Genomic DNA, 17735 nt, shown 5'->3' on the forward strand with positions numbered 1-17735 from the left:
GCGCATGCTCCAGGGCCCCGATGCTTCGGTATTCAGTAGACGCGACCACAAAATGCCGCATCAGAGGAAAAGCGCCGCCTGCTTGCCCAAATGCGTCATCGGCGGGCGGCGCGCGATGCGTCAGTTCTTCAGCTTGTATCCGGTGCGGAACATCCACGCGACGATCGCGAGCAGGATCACGAGAAACAGCCCGGTGGCGGCGAGGCTGATCCACACGTGCACGTCGGCGAGCCCGTAGAACGACCAGCGGAAGCCGCTGATCAGGTACACGATCGGGTTGAACAGCGTGACGATGCGCCACGCGGGCGGCAGCATGTCGACCGAATAGAAGCTGCCGCCGAGGAACGTGAGCGGCGTGATGATCAGCAGCGGCACGAGCTGCAGCTTCTCGAAGCTGTCGGCCCAGATGCCGATCACGAAGCCGAACAGGCTGAACGTGATCGCCGTCAGCACGAGGAACAGCACCATCCAGAACGGATGCAGGATGTGCAGCGGCACGAACAGGCCGGCCGTGGCGAGGATGATGACGCCGAGCAGCAGCGATTTCGACGCGGCCGCGCCGACGTAGGCGATCACGATCTCCCAGTACGACACGGGCGCGGACAGGATCTCGTAGATCGTGCCCGTGAAGCGTGGAAAGTAGATGCCGAACGACGCGTTCGAGATGCTCTGCGACAGCAGCGACAGCATCACGAGGCCCGGCACGATGAACGACCCGTAGCCGATGCCGTTCACGTCGCTGATGCGCGAGCCGATCGCGGAGCCGAACACGACGAAATACAGCGACGTCGAGATCACCGGCGCGATGATGCTCTGCATCAGCGTGCGGCGCGTGCGGGCCATTTCTGCGCGGTAGATCGCGCGGATTCCTTGCAGGTTCATGTGCGTCAGGCTCCTTGTACGCCGTTGCGGCGGTTGTCGATCAGGCTGACGAAAATATCCTCGAGCGAGCTCTGCGTCGTGTGCAGGTCGCGAAAGCCGATGCCGGCCGAGCCGAGCGCGTTGATCAGCGTCGCGATGCTCGCGTCGTCGCGCTGCGAGTCGTACGTGTAGACGAGCGCGGCGCCGTCGTCCGCGCGTTCGAGCCCGAACGGCGTGAGCGCGGGCGGCACGTCCGCGAGCGGATGCTCGAGATGCACGGTGAGCTGCTTCTTGCCGAGCTTGCGCATCAGTTCGCGCTTTTCCTCGACGAGCACGAGCTCGCCGCCGAGGATGATGCCGATCCGGTCGGCCATTTCCTCGGCTTCCTCGATGTAGTGGGTCGTCAGCAGGATCGTCACGCCGCTTTCGCGCAGCGAATCGACGAGCTTCCACATGTCGCGGCGCAGCTCGACGTCGACGCCGGCCGTCGGCTCGTCGAGGAACAGGATGCGCGGCTCGTGCGACAGTGCCTTCGCAATCATCACGCGGCGCTTCATCCCGCCCGACAGCGTCATCAGCTTGTTGTCGCGCTTGTCCCACAGCGACAGCGCCTTCAGCGTCTTCTCGATGTATGCGGGATCGGGCGCCTTGCCGAACAGGCCGCGGCTGAACGACACGGTCGCCCAGACGGTTTCGAACGCGTCGGTCGTCAGTTCCTGCGGCACGAGGCCGATCATTTCGCGGGCCGCGCGGTATTGATCGCGGATGTCGTGGCCGCCGACCGTCACGCGGCCTTCGGTCGGCGTGACGATACCGCAGATCGAGCCGATCAGCGTGGTCTTGCCGGCGCCGTTCGGCCCGAGCAGCGCGAAGATCTCGCCGGGGCGGATGTCGAGGGTCACGTGCTTCAGCGCCTGGAAGCCGGACGCGTAAGTCTTGGAGAGGTCGGAGACGGAAAGGATCGGTTGCATGCTCACGGATGGCACGGCCGGCCGGCGCGACGGTGTGTGCCGCGCGTGCCCGGCGTCGCCGCCGCTGCGAAGCGGCCGGGACCGGGGACGGCATGGCGAACGGGCGTCATGTCGAACGGCGTTGTGATGCGGGATCGCGGGACCGCCATATTAGCAATCGGTAGATGGAAATGCATTCTGATGGAAAGGGCGTGCGTTGCTGGAGCCGGATTTGCTCGGGATGTGGGGGTATTGCTCAATAAAACGGCGCTTTATTTGAATTCCGCGAACAATTCGGGCTGATTTCGGCGAATCGGGCGGCGATCGCGTTTTCTCGCGGCAGCGCGGCGGCCGGCCCGCCGACTGTGCTGCCCGAACGCCTTCACGCCGTACCGGGACGGCAGGCATGGCGCTCGCGATAATGCGTTCCTTTCACGGTTCACGGAGCGGCGCGAATGTCCCTGATCGATTTCAAATCCGTTGCGGCCGCGCAGGCCGTCGCTTGGAAATCCACGATCGTCGGCGAGGTCGGGCCGGCCAGGATCAAGGTGTTGCGCATGGATGCGCAGCCCTACGAAGCGGAAGTGCACGACTACAACGAGGGGCTGCTGGTGCTCGACGGCCAATTGATGCTCGAAGTCGGCGCGGAAACGGTCGTGGTCGAGGCCGGGCAGATGTATCTCGCGCTCGCCGGCACGCGCCACGCGGTGCTGCCCGGCAGCCACGGCACGCTCGCGATCGTCGACGTGTAAGGTTGCACGGCCGCGCCGGCTCGCCCGCCCGGCGCGGGAAGCGGCCTGCCGCGCCTGGCCGTCGCGCGGGTCATCTATTTGTCTGAGCAAATAAATTGAAGGCTGTTTGAAAATCTGTCAAATACCGTGAAAACACGAGGATCGCGCGGTTCCGTTCGTTTGGAACTCTGCATCCATTTACTTGTTTGAATGGTCCGATCATAGTCTCGACAAACGACGCATCACGATAACGAATCAAGCGTACGTACGGAGACCAATTCATGAGACGCGTATCCACGGGGCCAGTCGGACTGCCGTTTCCCGGTTTTTCGCTGAATGCGGGCGCGACGCAGGTCGCCTGCCTGCGTTGTCACATCGCCGTGTAGCGGCGAACCACTTTCCGTATCGATCGTTCCAACGGCGCCGTGCCGCATGACGGCGCCGCGGGAGAGCGCTTGTCTGCCGCCGCCGCCTTCGTCGCATTTGCGCGGACTGCTGGGCGGTTGCATTGCGAACACCATCATGCGCCGCGCGTTCTTGCGGCGGCGCGATACCAACCGGCGGGCCATGCAGCCCGTCCGGACGAGACTTGTCGTACCTGAAAAGGAGGGGTTGATGATTTGCATTCCTGAATGGCGGAAGGCGATCCTGTCGTGCGCGGTGCTGGTGCTGCCGTTCGTCGCCGGCTGCGGCGGCGGCGACGATCCGGGGCCGATCAACGTGCCGCAGTGCTCGGGCAGCGCATGCGGGCCGAGCGGCGCGATCACGCAGCCGCCTGTTGTCACGAAGCTTTGCCCCGATTCGCTCGATTACACGACGACCTACACGGGTGGCGCCGGCAGCGGCGAGTACGTGAAGGTGAAGTTCGACACGACGAAGCTCACGTACCAGATGCAGTTCATCGAATCGTCGGTGCCGACGTCGGCGGGGCAGGTCAACGACACGCGCGCGGGCCTGACGGTCAGCGGCGCGTTCCATCATCCGACCTACCTCCCGACCGCCGAGCAGAATCGCTGCGCGTTCGTGCTCGACAGCGGCGCGACCAGCGACGGCGCGTATTCGGTGACGATCAATCGTGCCGATCCGCCGATGCTGTTCGTCGGCAATGGCGTGGTTGGCGGCGGGATTCCGGGGGCGACGATCGCGTTCAAGGGCATCGAGCCGATTCCGGGTTTCGTCCTTGGCGTGGTGCCGTCGCGCACATTCGATTTCTATCCGTTCATCGGCTTTGTCGAAACGGAAACCGACTTCACGAAGGTCGCGGGCAACTACAACGAAGTCGGTATCCATTTGTCGCCGGTCGGCGGTACCGCCCAGAACGCGAACGGGGCTGTCGGCTGGGAGCCGGACGTCGTCAACTGGAACCAGACGTTCAATGCGGACGGTTCGTGCACGATCACGCAGGGCAGCGACTACTCGTGCCAGACGACCGGGTCGCCGTGGACGCTGCGCAAGAACGCGGACGGGTCGGCGGACAACGTGTTCGTGAGCAATGCGGTGGCGAATCAGTTCGGTGCGGTTTCGTATCCGGTCGCCGGACAGGCGCCGGGCCTCGTGATCGTGACGCCGAGTCAGGCAAAGGGCATCATGATCGTCGGCAAGCTGAACGGCGTACGGGTGCCGATTGTGATTCGCGTCGGCTATACCCATGTGGATACGAGCAATCCGCTCGCATCGGTCGCCGATGCCGAAGTCGGGATCTCGATGCTCTCGTCGTCCACGGCGATTGCCGCGAACTCGCTGAAGGGCGGTTACATCGGCGCGACGAGCGCATCCGCATGCGGTGTCGTGACATCTACCGGTGTGGGGAACACCATCGCGCAGTCCGGCCCGAGCTTCAATAACCAGGTGCCGCACCCGGATCTGCCGGGCACATTTGCCAACGGCTTCTTCATGGCGGAAGCGGGTAGCTGCAACGACGGCACTGCCGTGTCGACGATCTCCGCGAACTACACGTCGACGTTGTTCCAGGGCGGCACCGCTGCATTCATCGATCCGCAGACGTCGTCGGTGACGTCGCAGTTCGCGCTCGACTACACGCAGGCAACGCCCGGCAAGGTCAAGGTCACGGCCACGCAGGACTTCAACGCGAAGGGCGCGAACGGCAACGTGGCGATCTTCGGCAAGGGCGATACGGGCTGGATCGTGACGGCCGGCAATGTCTACGCGATGGTCGTCAACAACAGCCAGGTCAACCCGTTCTTCACGGTCGGCGCGTTCGTCCAGTAACCGCGCACTGAACAAGTCACACCGGCGGCGCACGCGTCGCCGCCGGCGAAACGAATTTCAAGAGGATTCCTATGAATTTGAAACAATGGATGGCCGCGGCGGTGCTCGCGCCCGTGCTGGCTGCGTGCGGCGGCGACGGCGACCCGCCGCCCGCGCCTGTCGTCCGGTTGTGCCCGCAGACGATCGACTACAACACGGTGTTCGTCGGCGGCTCCGGGTCGGGCGAGCTCGTGAAAGTGCAGCTCGACACGACGAAGATGACGTACCGGATAACCTATCTCGCGTCGCCGGTGCCGACTACTGCGGGCACCGTGCAGCCGACGCGCGACACGGCGCCGGCCAACGTGGTCGACGGCACGCTGGCCGACGAAACGGGCCTGCCGACCGTGAAGCTGAACCAGTGCACGTTCCGGATGCAGAACGCGAGCCTCGACCCGAGCCGCCCCGCGCGGCTGTTCCTCGGCGAGGGCGTGCTGGGCGGCGCGATCCCCGGCGCGACGATCCAGTTCGACGGCGTGATCGGCGTCGGCAAGATTCCGAAAACGACGTTCCCGTATTACCCGTTCATCAGCTTCTCGTCGCTGGAAACCGATCTCACGAAGATCGCCGGCACGTACAACCAGCTCGGCTATCACCAGGTGCCGTCGCAGAACTTCCAGCCGGTGGCGCTCGACCAACTGGTGACGATCAACGCGGACGGCAGCTACGTCGAGACCGACAACTTCGGCAAGAAGAACGGCGGGCTGCCGCTTGCGTCGAGCGCGACCGTGAACCAGCCGTTCACGCTGCGTCCGGATGCGCCGGCGTTCCAGTCGCTCAACTACCAGCCGCAGATTCCGCCGACGCTCGCCGCGCTCGATCCGGCGAAGGCCGGCAAGGGGATCCTGATCGTCGGCAAGCTGCGCAACCAGCTCGTGCCGATCTTCATCCGCACCGGCGCCGCGAACGCGGACCTCACGCAGGGCCCGCCGAGCGCGGACGACGAATCGGGCATCTCGTTCCTGGGCCCGCAGACGGCGATCGCGCTGGGCTCGCAGAACGGCGAGTACACGGGGGTCGACAGCGCGTTCAACTACCGCGCGACCGCGCTCATCGGCGCGCAGGCCACGCTGCTCGATCCATTCAACGCGTCGCAGGCCGCGCTCACGCGCGCACTGAATCTCGACTTCACGCAGAAGGTGCCGGGCGTCGTGACGACCGTGCATGCGGATGCGGCGTCGGGCCCGGCGACCGGCAAGTTCGTGTTCACGGGCGGCGTGTTCGGGTTCCTCGACATGGCCGATACGAGCAATCCGTACTTCACGGTCGGCGCGTTCGTGCAGTAACCACACCCGGATGGAGACACGGCGGCGTCGCGCGCGGATGCGCGGCGCCCGGACAGAATGAGGGGAGACTTCATGAAGAAGCTGATTGTCGCGGGTGTCGTCGCAGGCATGTCGACACTCGCATCGGCCCAGCAGGCGGGCGACAACGTCGCGACGCTGGGCTGGCTGCACATCATGCCGCAGGATTCGACCAACGGTCTGACGACGAATCTCGCGAGCATGCCGATCAACGGGCCGCTGCGCCTGCCCGGTTCGTTCACGTCGCCGGGCACGAGCCTGACGGTCAACAACGCCGATACGGTCGGCCTCACGCTCACGCACTTCTTTACCGACCACATCGCGGTGACGTCGGTGCTCGGCGTGCCGCCCGAGTTCACGCTGACCGGGCACGGCGTGATCCGGCCACCGGGCCCGGCCGGCTCGCTCGGCTCGGTCGACATGGACAAGACGTCGAACCAGCCGGCCGTGAAGAACGCGCGGCAGTGGAGCCCCACGATCATCCTCCAGTACTACTTCAATGCACCGACGGCGAAGTTCCGCCCGTTCGTCGGGATCGGCGTGGCCTACAGCTGGTTCAGCAACATCGAGCTGAACGGCAACTTCGCGAAGGACATCAACGAGAACCTCGGCAGCGTGCTCGCGGCCGGCGCCGGCAAGCCGGGGCCGACGTCGGTGGAGGGCAAGGCGTCGTCGTCGTTCACGCCGGTCTACAACGTCGGCGCGAGCTATGCGATCGACAAGCACTGGGGGCTGACGGCGACGCTCACGTACATGCCGCTGAAGACCTACTCGTCGCTCGTGATCAAGGCGGCGGACGGTTCGACGCTCGCGACCACGCGCACGCGGCTGAAGGCCGATCCGCTGATCACGTTCGTCGGGATTTCCTACAAGTTCTGAGCCGTCCGGCGCGCATGACGCGTGCCGGCGGCTTCCTGCGACCGGCTGGCCGGGTTGTTCCGGCCGGACGGTTGCGTTCCTGGCGGCGTGCCGCCATTTGTGAAGAGAGGGGGCAGTTCAAATGAGCATTCGCAAAATCGCATCGCTTGTTGCTGCAGTGGCATTCACCGCGGTTTCGGTCGCGCCTGCTTTCGCAGTCACCGTTTCGCGCGCTGACGGGCAGCCGATGAACCCGAACGGCGAGCCGTTCTCCGTATCGGGGCTCACGACGCTCAGCAAGGGATCGATCAACGCAAACTGTACCGCGACGTTCAACGGGACGATCACGTCGACCGGCATCGTCAACATCACGTCGACGCAGTTCGCCGGAGGCGCCACGTGCGGACTGATCAGCGGCAGCGCGAGCAGCACGTCGCCGTGGACGGGCCAGGCTGACAGCACGACGCAGTTGTCGATCAACAACGTGCAGGTGAACGTCGCGCTGCTCGGCGCGTGCGGCCCGAGCAAGGTGGTAACGGCATGGAACGATCCGAACTCGTCGCTGACGTTCAATAACGCTGCACTGACGCCGAATTGCACGGTGTCCGGCACGGTCACGACGTCGCCGAAGTTCCACGTGCAGTAAGCGTCGCGCGATCGAGGCCGGACACCCGCCGCGTACGAGGGCCGTGCAGCGTGCGCGGCGGGCGTTCCGGTTCCTCGATGCATTCGAGTCGTCGCGCGTATCGGCGCGACGGCCGGCTGGCCGCCCGTGTCGCGATCCGATGCGGGTGGCCATACACGGGGGCACGGCTTGCCGTGCCGCCCGATTCGGCTGAAGCAACCTCATTCCGATTGCCCAGAACTATCCCGGACGACCCATGCTCACCGACCCAGCGAAGTATGGTGATGCCCGCGGCGCGACGCCTGACCGGCTGCGCACGGCCGCGTGGTTGCAGTACCTGATCGAACATGTCGACGCTGCCGCGTGTGCGGCGGCGGGCGATGCCGGCGACGCGACCGTCGTCGCGTCAAACGCGCTACGACTGCGGGCAGGCGAGAGCCTGTCGCGCGACGCAGCGGCCGTTCTTCACGGGCTCGTACCGTGGATCGCCACGGATGGCGGCGGCTGCGCATGCGACCCGACCGACCCGCTCGGCGTGTGCTCGCATGGTCCTTCCACGCAGCAGCTCGCCGAAGCCGAACGCCGCTGCCCGGGCTCGCGCGTCGTGTTCGACGCGGCGCACGGCGTGATCGATGCGTGCGCATTCGACGATCCCGATGTCGGCTGGGCAGCGCTCGAGCGGATTGCCGGCGGTGTCGAATGCAACGGCGAAGGCGCAGGCGAACGCACGGCACATGAAGCAGACGGGCAGCGCGAGGCGCCGCCTGCGAAGAACCCGAGAGAGCGGCTGGCCGTCGTCGTGGCGACGAGTGCGGAAACACCGGCCTGTCCCGGTGGCATCATCGACGCGATCGTGCTGCGCGCGTGCGGCCCGCGCGACGACGCATCACGCATCGACGAGATGGCCGCGCTCGCGATGTTCTCGGCCACGCTCGCCGCCGGCAACGGGATTTCCGTTGCCGCGTACGGTGGTCAGCACAACCTCGTCGCGCGGGCGATCCGCACGCATCGCGACGATCTCGCGACGGTGGACGGGCTGCTCGCGGCGCTGTCCGTGTGCAGGCTCGACCGACTCGTCGACGCGGGAAGCTTCTGGGCGTACTACCTGCTGGCGGGCATCGTGATCGCAGCGCCGGACGCGGTGCGGGACATCGGCCGCCGCTTTCATGGCAACACGTGGCAGACGTGGCTCGATGACGTGCTCGCGTGGCCGATGGTCAGCCGCTTCGGGCCGAAGGAGGATGTCGCGTTCGAACGCCTGCGCGACGCGATGAGCCTGACGTCGCGCTGGAACCCGATCGTCCGCGCAAAGCGGATGCGGACGCGGGCCGTGTCGATGGCCCGGTTCGGCGACGACGCAGGGAAGGCTGGCTGACCCGCGGCCTTCGCAGATACGACACGACCCACCCCACGCGCGAGCACCCGTTCGCGCTGAAATGCGCCCCCCATTCGCACGCGCGAGTGGGGCGCCAAGCGGCGGCGCCCCGAGCCGTCACGCCGTCGGCGTCTCCCGCCGCCGCCGCGCGTTGCCAGCCTGACTGACGACGCGACACCAGCAGATCCGGGCCGCATCGACCGGACGCAGTATGATTCCGCAGTCGATGCCGGCGATCGATCGATTCGGAGTACCCGACCGCCCGCGCCGCCGAAGATTCGCCAAGCTTGTTGAAAGCCGGACACGGGACGCAGTCGCGCGAGCGCGCCGCTGCCGAACCCGCGTCCGGATCACCTTCATCGAAACGGTCAGTCAGATGTCAAAGCAAAGCAAGAAAATCCTTCTCCTGAGCGTCAGCGCCGGCGCCGGTCATACCCGCGCGGCCGAAGCGATCCGCGCATTCGCCGACAACCATCCAGCCGGCATCGAAGCCACACACCTGGACGTGATGGATTTCGTGTCCACCGGCTTCCGCAAGCTGTACACCGATTTCTACATCAAGCTCGTCAGCAGCCAGCCGGCGCTGTGGGGCTTCCTGTACCAGAAGACCGACGAAGCCGATCCCGCCGCGCCGTCGCAGAAGATCCGGCGCGCGATCGAGCGGCTCAATTGCCGGCAGTTGCTCGCGGAGATCGAACGGCAGCGCCCGGACGCGATCATCTGCACACACTTCCTGCCGGCCGAGCTGCTGTCGCGCGAGATTCGCAAGGGGCGCGTCGACACGCCGGTGTGGGTGCAGGTCACCGATTTCGACCTGCACAGCATGTGGGTCGTGCCGAACATGCGCGGCTACTTCGCGGCCAACGACGAGATCGCGTGGCGCATGCACGCCCGCGGCATGGCGCCTGAAACGGTGCACGTCAGCGGCATCCCGATCATGCCGGCGTTCGGCCAGCCGCTCGATCGCGCGGCCTGCGCGGCCGAATTCGGCCTCGATCCCGCGCGGCCGACGTTCCTGATGATGTCCGGCGGCGCGGGCCTCGGCGGGCTCGACGTGTTGGCGACGCGGCTGCTGGAGATGGATGCCGATTTCCAGTTGATCGCGCTGGCCGGCAGGAACCAGGCGATGCTCGCGTCGCTGCAGACGCTTGCCGCGCGGCATCCGGGCCGGCTCTTTCCGCAGGGCTTCACGCAGCAGGTCGAACGCCTGATGGCCTGCGCCGACCTCGTCATCACGAAGCCGGGCGGCCTGACGACGTCCGAATGTCTCGCGATGCAGTTGCCGATGATCGTCAACTCGCCGATTCCGGGCCAGGAAGAGCGCAATGCGGATTTCCTGCTCGAACAGGGCGTCGCGCTGAAGGCCATCGACGACGATGCGCTGGTCTACCGGATCCGCGCACTGCTGCAGACGCCGGAGCGCCTGGCCGACATGCGCCGTCGCCTGGCTCCGCTCGGGCGGCCGCTGGCCGGACGCTTCGTGCTCGATCGCGTGCTGGGCCTGGAGCCTGCCGCATGAGCGTCGCGCGTTTTGTGCCGACGCGTCATACGCTGTTCGTCGTCGCATGGGTCATGTTGCTCGCGTTCTTTTTCGCGAACGTCGAGATCCAGATCGAGGGCAGCGCGGGCTGGGCCGCCAACCTGCCGACCTGGCGCATCGAAAAGCACTGGCTGCTCGACATCTTCTGGGGCGGGCGCCCGATGACCGGATACCACGCGTGGGTGTTCCCGTTCGTCGCGCTGTTCTTCCACCTGCCGCCCGTGTTCAACGGGCGCTGGTCGTGGCGCATCGAAGCCCGCATCATCGCGTGCATCATGGTGTTCTGGCTGACCGAGGATTTTCTGTGGTTCGTGCTGAATCCGGCCTACGGTCTTGCCCGCTTCAACCCGGCCAACGTGCCGTGGCATATCCACTGGCTGGGTGTGGCACCGACCGACTACTGGACCATGAGCGCCGCCGCGATCGTCCTGTTCATCCTGTCCCGCGAGCGCAAGCGCGCATTCCACTGAACACCGAACCGACATGAAAATTGCCTTCATTGCCGCGCTCGCCGTCACGCTCGCCGGGCTCGTTCAGCCGGCACATGCAGACCCGGCTTCCGGCGTTGCGGCCCGACCGATCCAATGGGCGCAAAGCATCGCCGACGCACACGTGAACAACCTGCATCGCATCACGCCGACGCTGTACCGCAGCGCGCAGCTCTCGCGCGAAGACGTGCCGGAATTGCAGAAGCTCGGCATCCGCAAGGTCATCAGCTTCCGCGCGTTTCACGCGGACGACAGCATCCTGGCCGGCACGCAGATCAAGATGCAGCGCATCCGGATCAACACGTGGTACATCCGCGACGAAGACATGGTCACCGCGCTGAAGGCGCTGCGGACCGCCGACCAGGACGGCCCGGTGCTGATCCATTGCCAGCACGGCGCCGATCGCACCGGGCTCGTCTCCGCGCTGTACCGGATGGTGTACCAGGGCTGGACGCGCGAGCAGGCGCTCGACGAACTGCAGCACGGCGGCTACGGGTTCCATCCGATCTGGCAGAACATCACGAATTACCTGAAGCACGTCGACGTCGAGCGTTTGCGGCAAGAGGTCAACAACGGCTGAGCCGGAAAGGAAAAACGCCGCCGACGGCAACCGTCGGCGGCGTTTCGTGCATTAGTCGAAGACGGGCGGCGCACCCGCCGTCGTCACACCGTCTCCGGCTGCCTTACGGCCTTCGCGACATCCCGCGCGAGTGCGCCGTTCGCGACGAAGTACGGCACATCGACACGCGCGAGCGGCTGTTTCCCACGAATCCTGTCGGCGATCTTCTCGGCGATCATGATCGTCGGCGCGTTCAGGTTGCCGGTCGTGATGATCGGCATGATCGACGCATCGACGACGCGCAGGCCTTCCAGCCCGTGCACGCGCCCTTCTTCGTCGACCACCGCCATGTCGTCGTAGCCCATCTTGCACGAGCACGACGGATGGAACGCAGTCTCCGCGCGAGCCCGCACGAACGCGTCGAGCTCCTTGTCGGTCTTGCAGTCGGCGCCCGGATTCAGCTCGCGGCCGCGATAGCGGTCGAGCGCGGGTTGCCGCATGATCTCGCGCGTCGCGCGGATCGCGTCGCGGAACTCGCGCCAGTCGAGCGCTTCGGCCATGTAGTTGAACAGGATGCTCGGATGCTGGTTCGGATCGCGCGAGCGCAGCTTCACGCGGCCGCGGCTCGGCGAGCGCATCGAGCCGACGTGCGCCTGGAAGCCGTGCATCTCGATCGCGTTCGAGCCGTTGTAGTTGATCGCCACCGGCAGGAAGTGATACTGGATGTTCGGCCAGGGATCGTCGTCGCGCGTGCGAATGAAACCGCCCGCCTCGAAGTGGTTGCTCGCGCCGAGGCCCGTGCCGTTCAACATCCATTCGAGGCCGATCTTCGGCTGGTTCCACCACTTGAGCGCCGGGTACAGCGATACGGGCTCCTTGCACTCGTACTGGATGTACATCTCCAGGTGGTCCTGCAGGTTCTGGCCGACACCGGGCAGGTCGAGCACGACGGGAATGTCGAGTTCCTTCAGCCACGCGCCGGGGCCGACGCCCGAGCGCTGCAGCAGTTGCGGCGAGGCAATCGCGCCGCTGCACACGAGCACTTCGCGGCGCGCATGCGCGGTCGCGCGCTCGCTGCCGCGCAGGTACGTGACGCCCGATGCGCGCTTGCCGTCGAACAGGATGCGGTCGGCGAGCGCGTGCGTGACGATCTCGAGGTTCGGCCGTGCGCGCGCCTGGTCGAGATAGCCGCGCGCGGTGCTCGCGCGGCGGCCGCGCGGCGTGACGGTGCGGTCCATCGGGCCGAAGCCTTCCTGCTGATAGCCGTTCAGGTCGTCGGTGCGCGGATAACCGGCCTGCACGCCCGCGTCGACCATCGCCTCGAACAGCGGGTTCACGCCCGGCTTGCTGGTCGTGACCGACACGGGGCCGTTGCCGCCGTGATAGTCGTTCGGGCCGACGTCGCGCGTCTCGGCCTTCTTGAAGTACGGCAGGCAGTCGAGATACGTCCAGTTCTCGAGCCCCTTGTGCGTCGACCAGTTGTCGTAGTCGAGCGCGTTGCCGCGGATGTAGCACATCCCGTTGATCAGCGACGAGCCGCCGAGCCCCTTGCCGCGCCCGCATTCCATCCGGCGGTTGTCCATGTGCGGCTCGGGGTCGGTCTCGTATGCCCAGTTGTAGCGGCGGCCCTGCAGCGGATAGGCGAGGGCGGCCGGCATCTGCGTGCGGAAGTCGAAGCGGTAGTCGGGGCCGCCGGCTTCGAGCAGCAGCACCGTGACGTCCGGATCTTCCGTCAGGCGCGTTGCGAGCACGTTGCCCGCGGAACCTGCACCGCAGATGATGTAGTCGTATTCGCGTGTCGTCATGACGGGTTCTCCTCCTTCAAGAATCAAAACACCGGGTTGTAGCGGCCGAGCTCGACCTGCACCGACTTGATTCGAGTGTAGTGCTCGAGCGTCGTGATGCCGTTCTCGCGTCCGACACCGGATTGCTTGTATCCGCCAACCGGCATTTCGGCCGGCGATTCGCCCCACGTGTTGATCCAGCAGATGCCGGCTTCGAGGCGATGGATCGTGCGGTGCGCGCGCGACAGGTTCTCCGTCACGACGCCGGCCGCGAGCCCGTAGTGCGTGTCGTTCGCGCGGGCGATCACTTCGTCCTCCGATTCGAAATCGAGGATGCTCATCACCGGCCCGAAGATTTCCTCGCGGACGATCTTCATGTCGTCGCGGCAATCGCCGAACACGGTCGGCGCGACGTACTGGCCGCCAGCGAAGTGACCGTCGGTCAGCCGCGTGCCGCCCGCCAGCAGCTTCGCGCCTTCGGCCTTGCCGCTGTCGATGAAGCCGAGCACCTTGTCGAGTTGCGCGGCCGACACGAGCGGGCCGAAGTTGGTGTCGGCATCGGTCGGCTTGCCGACGCGGATGCGCTTCACGCGTTCGAGCACGCGCTGCGTGAACGCGTCCTTGATCGAGCGGTGCACGAACACGCGCGTGCCGTTCGTGCAGACCTGGCCCGAGCTGAAGAAGTTGGCGGTCACCGCGATGTCGGCCGCGCGGTCGAGATCCGCATCGTCGAACACGATCAGCGGCGACTTGCCGCCGAGTTCCATCGTCACTTCCTTCAGCGACGATGCGCCGGCCAGCGACATCACCTTCTTGCCGGTCTCGACGCCGCCGGTGAACGACACCTTCGCGATGTCCGGGTGGCCGGTGAGCAGCGCGCCGACCGAGCCGTCGCCTTGCACGACGTTGAACACGCCGGCCGGCACGCCGGCTTCCGTATAGATTTCCGCGAGCTTCAGCGCGGTCAGCGGCGTGACTTCGCTCGGCTTGAACACCATTGCATTGCCGGCTGCGAGCGCGGGCGCCGTTTTCCAGCAGGCGATCTGGATCGGGTAGTTCCACGCGCCGATGCCCGCGCACACGCCGAGCGGTTCGCGGCGCGTGTAGACGAACGAATCGGCGCGCAGCGGCACCTGCAGCCCTTCGATCGCGGTCGCGAGGCCCGCGTAGTACTCGATCACGTCCGCGCCGGTGACGATGTCGACCGCGAGCGTCTCGCCGATCGGCTTGCCCGTGTCACGCGTTTCGAGCGCTGCGAGTTCGTCGTTGCGCTCGCGCAGCAGGTCGACCGCGCGGCGCAGGATGCGCGAGCGCTGCATCGCGGTCATCGCGGCCCATTCACGCTGGCCTTCCTGTGCGGACGCGACCGCGCGGTCGAGGTCGGCCGCGCTCGCCTGCTGCACCTGCGCGAGTAGTTCGCCGGAGGCGGGATCGAAGGTGTCGAAAGTCTTGCCGCTCGTGGCGTCGACGTAACCGCCGCCGATGTAGAGGCGCTGCAAACCGAATACGGACATGAGGATCTCCTTGAGGGCGAGTGCGTCACGCGTCAGTCGGACGCGAGCAGCAGGTCGATGTAATCGTGGGCGAGCTTCAATGCCGCCCGGGTGTCGATCGGGCCGCCGGCGAGCGCGCCGCGCAGCCACAGGCCGTCGATCAGCGCGGCGAGGCCGCTGGCGGCTTCACGCGCCTTCGCGAGCGGCAAGGCCTTCGCGAATTCGGCGCACAGGTTCGAATGGAGGCGCCGCGTGTTGACGTGCTGCAGGCGCTTGAGCATCGGGTCGTGCATGCTCTGCGACCAGAACGCGAGCCACGTCTTCATCACGGGCGCGCTGACCTGCGTGTCGTCGAAGTTCGCGGCGACGACTGCGCGCAGCCGCGAACGCGGATCCTTGCGTGCCGCCACGCGGCGGCGCGTGGTGGCCGACCACAGGTCGCGCAGCACGTGCCGCATCGTCGCTTCGAGCAGGCCGTCCTTGTCGCCGAAGTAGTGGCTGACGATGCCCGTCGAGATGTTCGCGCGTTGTGCGACCGATGCGAGCGTCGTGCCGGGCAGGCCCGCCTCGTCGATCGAACGCAGCGTGGCGTCGATCAACTGTGCGCGGCGAATCTCCCGCATTCCGACTTTTGGCATCGCGACTCCCTTCGCTCGAACGGCTGATGGATCGAAGTCGAGAGCTTAGCGGTTTTTTATTGATCGTTCAATCAATAAAAAATCGGGGTCTGACGGTGTGAAGCGTGCCGCAACAGGTGGATCGACCGTGTCCGCCGCGATGTGCAGGTGCGGAAAAATGCATTGAAAGAAGGTTAATTAAACTGGAGTTTGTTTAAAACGGTTTGTGAGAAATGACGCAATGCGGCGGAAAATTTCCGGCTCCGTTTCTATTACAAAACGAAAGAGTGTCGAGATCTGTCATATTCTCCGCGATGTGAAATTGCGAATGCTGACAGTGAATGTCGACAATTTCCGAATGGCCGTTTAAATCAGGCGATTTAAATGATGTATAGATTTGAATATAAAGAGAAATATTGGATTGGCGTACATTGAAACAGATTACTCGCAAACGATTGCCGTCGCCCTCGTGGTGATTCCGCATACCATATAAATTGATGAAAAAATTTGAATCTGGCGTATTTCCGGACCGAGTAGAGGGAATCGTTGGGATGACTTGAGTCAGTAATATTGTCCGTATTAGTATGGCGCCGCACTACGAGGAATGAATGGGCGCCGCCGGCATTTGCCGCGGTGCGTCGGCAATGGGCGCGGCAATGCACCGCGCGCGGGGCCGGCGCCAGCCATTGCGCACCTGCAGCATGCCGCGACGTCGAGACGCCGCATCCACCGGAGAACGACGATGCCGACCGAAAAACACGTGGTCCCGCTGCCGAATGGTCTGAAGGTCTACGTCGAACGGAACGTGTTCGACCCGGCGTTCGACACGGCGATGCTCGTCAACGGCGCGCTCGCGACGACCGCGTCGTTCGGGCAGACCGTCCAGTATCTCGGCGAGCGGATGAATACGATCTGCTTCGACCTGCCGTACGCGGGGCAGTCGCGCCAGCACAACCCGGGCTGCTTCATCCTGACCAAGGACGACGAAGCCGCGATCCTCCAGCATCTGGTCGAGCGCTTCGCGCCCGCGTTCCTCGTGTCGGTGTCGTGGGGCGGCGTCGCGTCGCTGTTCGCGCTCGCGCGCGGCTGCCCGAGCGTGCGGCGCGCGGCGATCTGCTCGTTCTCGCCGTTCCTGAACGACGCGATGGTCGACTACGTGACGCGTGCACGTGATCACATCGCGGCCGGCGAGAACCTGAAGGCCGCGCAACTGCTGAACGACACCGTCGGCCGCTTCCTGCCGCGCATCATGAAGCTGTACAACTACCGGTATCTCACGCGCCTGCCGCGCGACGAGCAGGACCAGGTCGCGTTCCACGTCGACCAGATCCTGTCGCTGCAGCCCGAGCGCTACTTCAGCGAATTCTCGAACATCGGCTGCGAACTGCTGTTCCTGAACGGTGAGCGCGACGAATACACGACGCCGGCCGACGTGCGCCAGCTCGGCGCGCACGTGCAGCGCGCGCGATTCGCGACGGTGCCGGACGCCGGCCATTTCCTCGACATCGAAGGCCGCGCGCAGCGCGAATACACGCGTGCGGCGCTGCTCGATTTCTTCTGCGACGGGTCGCCCGTCGCGGCCGGCATGGCGCTCGCCGCCGCGCATGCGTGCGTGCCCGCGCCGATGCACGCGCTGTCGTCGTGACGCCGTACGTCGTGCCGCGGGCCCGGCCCGCGCATCCGAATTCCCAATCCAACGAGGCAGGCCAGCCGTGAATATCGTTCAGACCATCGCCATCGTCGTTCCCTGGGCCGCATGGCTCGCGTACTGGATCGCCACGTCGCAGGGCGTGAAGACGACCGTGCGCAAGGAGGCGTCGCACTCGCGCACGCTGCAGTCGATTCCGCTGATCGTCGGCGGCGCGCTGATCATCCTGCCCGATCCGTCGTGGCAGGCGCTGGTGCCCGACTGGCAGCGCTTCGGCCTGCAGGCGCAGTGCGGGCTCGCGGTGCTGGTCGCGGGCCTGCTGTTCTCGGTGTGGGCGCGGCTGCATCTCGGCACGAACTGGAGCGTGTCGGTCACGCTGAAGGAAGATCACGAACTCGTTCGCACGGGGCCGTACGCGCTCGTGCGTCACCCGATCTACACGGGGTGCCTGATCGCGCTCGTCGGCGCCGCGCTGATCGGCGGCGAATGGCGCGGCGCGCTCGGCGTGCTGCTCGTGTTCGCGTCGCTCGCGTACAAGGTGCGCGTCGAGGAAAGCTGGCTGACCGGGTATTTCGGGCCGGCTTACACGCAGTACCGCCGCGAGGTCGCGGCGCTGATTCCCGGCTTCTACTGA

Annotated in this window: 17 protein-coding genes; 11 read left to right on the plus strand and 6 right to left on the minus strand. The window is 65.8% G+C overall.

Annotation, left to right across the window (positions count from 1 at the left end; translation table 11 throughout):
- Positions 1-120 precede the first annotated feature (120 nt).
- Positions 121-882 carry an ABC transporter permease gene (locus JYG32_RS30645; protein ID WP_174379797.1) on the minus strand — a complete coding sequence of 254 codons (762 nt, stop codon included), beginning with the start codon at positions 880-882 and terminating at the stop codon, positions 121-123.
- 5 nt (positions 883-887) lie between these two features.
- Positions 888-1832 (minus strand): ABC transporter ATP-binding protein, encoded by a 945-nt coding sequence (locus JYG32_RS30650; protein WP_174379798.1) that lies wholly within the window; start codon positions 1830-1832, stop codon positions 888-890.
- A gap of 434 nt (positions 1833-2266) precedes the next feature.
- Here JYG32_RS30650 and JYG32_RS30655 point away from each other — a divergent pair, with 434 nt between their 5' ends.
- Positions 2267-2563, plus strand: a complete 297-nt coding sequence (locus tag JYG32_RS30655; RefSeq protein WP_213266093.1) for a cupin domain-containing protein — start codon at positions 2267-2269, stop codon at positions 2561-2563.
- Between the two features lie 221 nt (positions 2564-2784).
- Here the strand turns inward: JYG32_RS30655 and JYG32_RS30660 are convergent, their stop codons facing one another.
- Complete coding sequence (locus tag JYG32_RS30660) at positions 2785-3168, minus strand: hypothetical protein (RefSeq protein ID WP_213266094.1); 384 nt, start codon at positions 3166-3168, stop codon at positions 2785-2787.
- On the opposite strand from JYG32_RS30660, the gene JYG32_RS30665 reads away from it, so the two are divergent.
- From JYG32_RS30665 to JYG32_RS30700, 8 genes are all read left to right on the plus strand, one after another.
- A complete protein-coding gene (locus JYG32_RS30665; RefSeq protein ID WP_213266095.1) occupies positions 3158-4771 on the plus strand; it encodes a DUF2957 domain-containing protein in 1614 nt (537 codons plus the stop codon). The two genes, JYG32_RS30660 and JYG32_RS30665, sit on opposite strands and share 11 nt — an antisense overlap.
- A gap of 71 nt (positions 4772-4842) precedes the next feature.
- The gene (locus JYG32_RS30670) at positions 4843-6096 is read left to right on the plus strand and encodes a DUF2957 domain-containing protein (protein WP_213266096.1); all 1254 of its coding nucleotides are present in this window, start codon (positions 4843-4845) and stop codon (positions 6094-6096) included.
- 72 nt (positions 6097-6168) lie between these two features.
- Positions 6169-6993: an OmpW/AlkL family protein gene (locus tag JYG32_RS30675; protein WP_047902507.1), complete on the plus strand. Its 825-nt coding sequence runs from the start codon at positions 6169-6171 to the stop codon at positions 6991-6993.
- A 121-nt stretch (positions 6994-7114) separates the two neighbouring features.
- Positions 7115-7618: an activator protein gene (locus JYG32_RS30680; RefSeq protein WP_213266097.1), complete on the plus strand. Its 504-nt coding sequence runs from the start codon at positions 7115-7117 to the stop codon at positions 7616-7618.
- Positions 7619-7853: 235 nt separating this feature from the next.
- Complete coding sequence (locus tag JYG32_RS30685; protein ID WP_213266098.1) at positions 7854-8972, plus strand: hypothetical protein; 1119 nt, start codon at positions 7854-7856, stop codon at positions 8970-8972.
- A 376-nt stretch (positions 8973-9348) separates the two neighbouring features.
- The gene (locus JYG32_RS30690) at positions 9349-10491 is read left to right on the plus strand and encodes an MGDG synthase family glycosyltransferase (protein WP_213266099.1); all 1143 of its coding nucleotides are present in this window, start codon (positions 9349-9351) and stop codon (positions 10489-10491) included.
- A complete protein-coding gene (locus tag JYG32_RS30695; protein ID WP_174379806.1) occupies positions 10488-10982 on the plus strand; it encodes a hypothetical protein in 495 nt (164 codons plus the stop codon). Before JYG32_RS30690 ends, JYG32_RS30695 begins: the two co-directional genes overlap by 4 nt.
- Before the next feature lie 13 nt (positions 10983-10995).
- Complete coding sequence (locus JYG32_RS30700; RefSeq protein ID WP_174379807.1) at positions 10996-11580, plus strand: dual specificity protein phosphatase family protein; 585 nt, start codon at positions 10996-10998, stop codon at positions 11578-11580.
- 83 nt (positions 11581-11663) lie between these two features.
- Here the strand turns inward: JYG32_RS30700 and betA are convergent, their stop codons facing one another.
- From betA to betI, 3 genes are read right to left on the minus strand one after another with little or no spacing between them, the layout of a single operon-like run.
- Positions 11664-13364, minus strand: coding sequence for a choline dehydrogenase (gene betA / locus JYG32_RS30705; RefSeq protein ID WP_213266100.1), 1701 nt, complete (start codon positions 13362-13364; stop codon positions 11664-11666).
- 23 nt (positions 13365-13387) lie between these two features.
- A complete protein-coding gene (gene betB, locus JYG32_RS30710) occupies positions 13388-14857 on the minus strand; it encodes a betaine-aldehyde dehydrogenase (protein WP_213266101.1) in 1470 nt (489 codons plus the stop codon).
- A gap of 32 nt (positions 14858-14889) precedes the next feature.
- On the minus strand, positions 14890-15474 hold the full coding sequence (gene betI, locus JYG32_RS30715; RefSeq protein ID WP_006480642.1) for a transcriptional regulator BetI: 585 nt from the start codon (positions 15472-15474) through the stop codon (positions 14890-14892).
- A gap of 721 nt (positions 15475-16195) precedes the next feature.
- On the opposite strand from betI, the gene JYG32_RS30720 reads away from it, so the two are divergent.
- Both JYG32_RS30720 and JYG32_RS30725 read left to right on the plus strand, forming a co-directional pair.
- Positions 16196-17098: an alpha/beta fold hydrolase gene (locus JYG32_RS30720; protein ID WP_174379810.1), complete on the plus strand. Its 903-nt coding sequence runs from the start codon at positions 16196-16198 to the stop codon at positions 17096-17098.
- A 67-nt stretch (positions 17099-17165) separates the two neighbouring features.
- Positions 17166-17735, plus strand: coding sequence for a methyltransferase family protein (locus JYG32_RS30725; RefSeq protein WP_213266102.1), 570 nt, complete (start codon positions 17166-17168; stop codon positions 17733-17735).

This window comes from Burkholderia pyrrocinia, assembly GCF_018417535.1.
GTDB lineage: Bacteria > Pseudomonadota > Gammaproteobacteria > Burkholderiales > Burkholderiaceae > Burkholderia > Burkholderia pyrrocinia_E.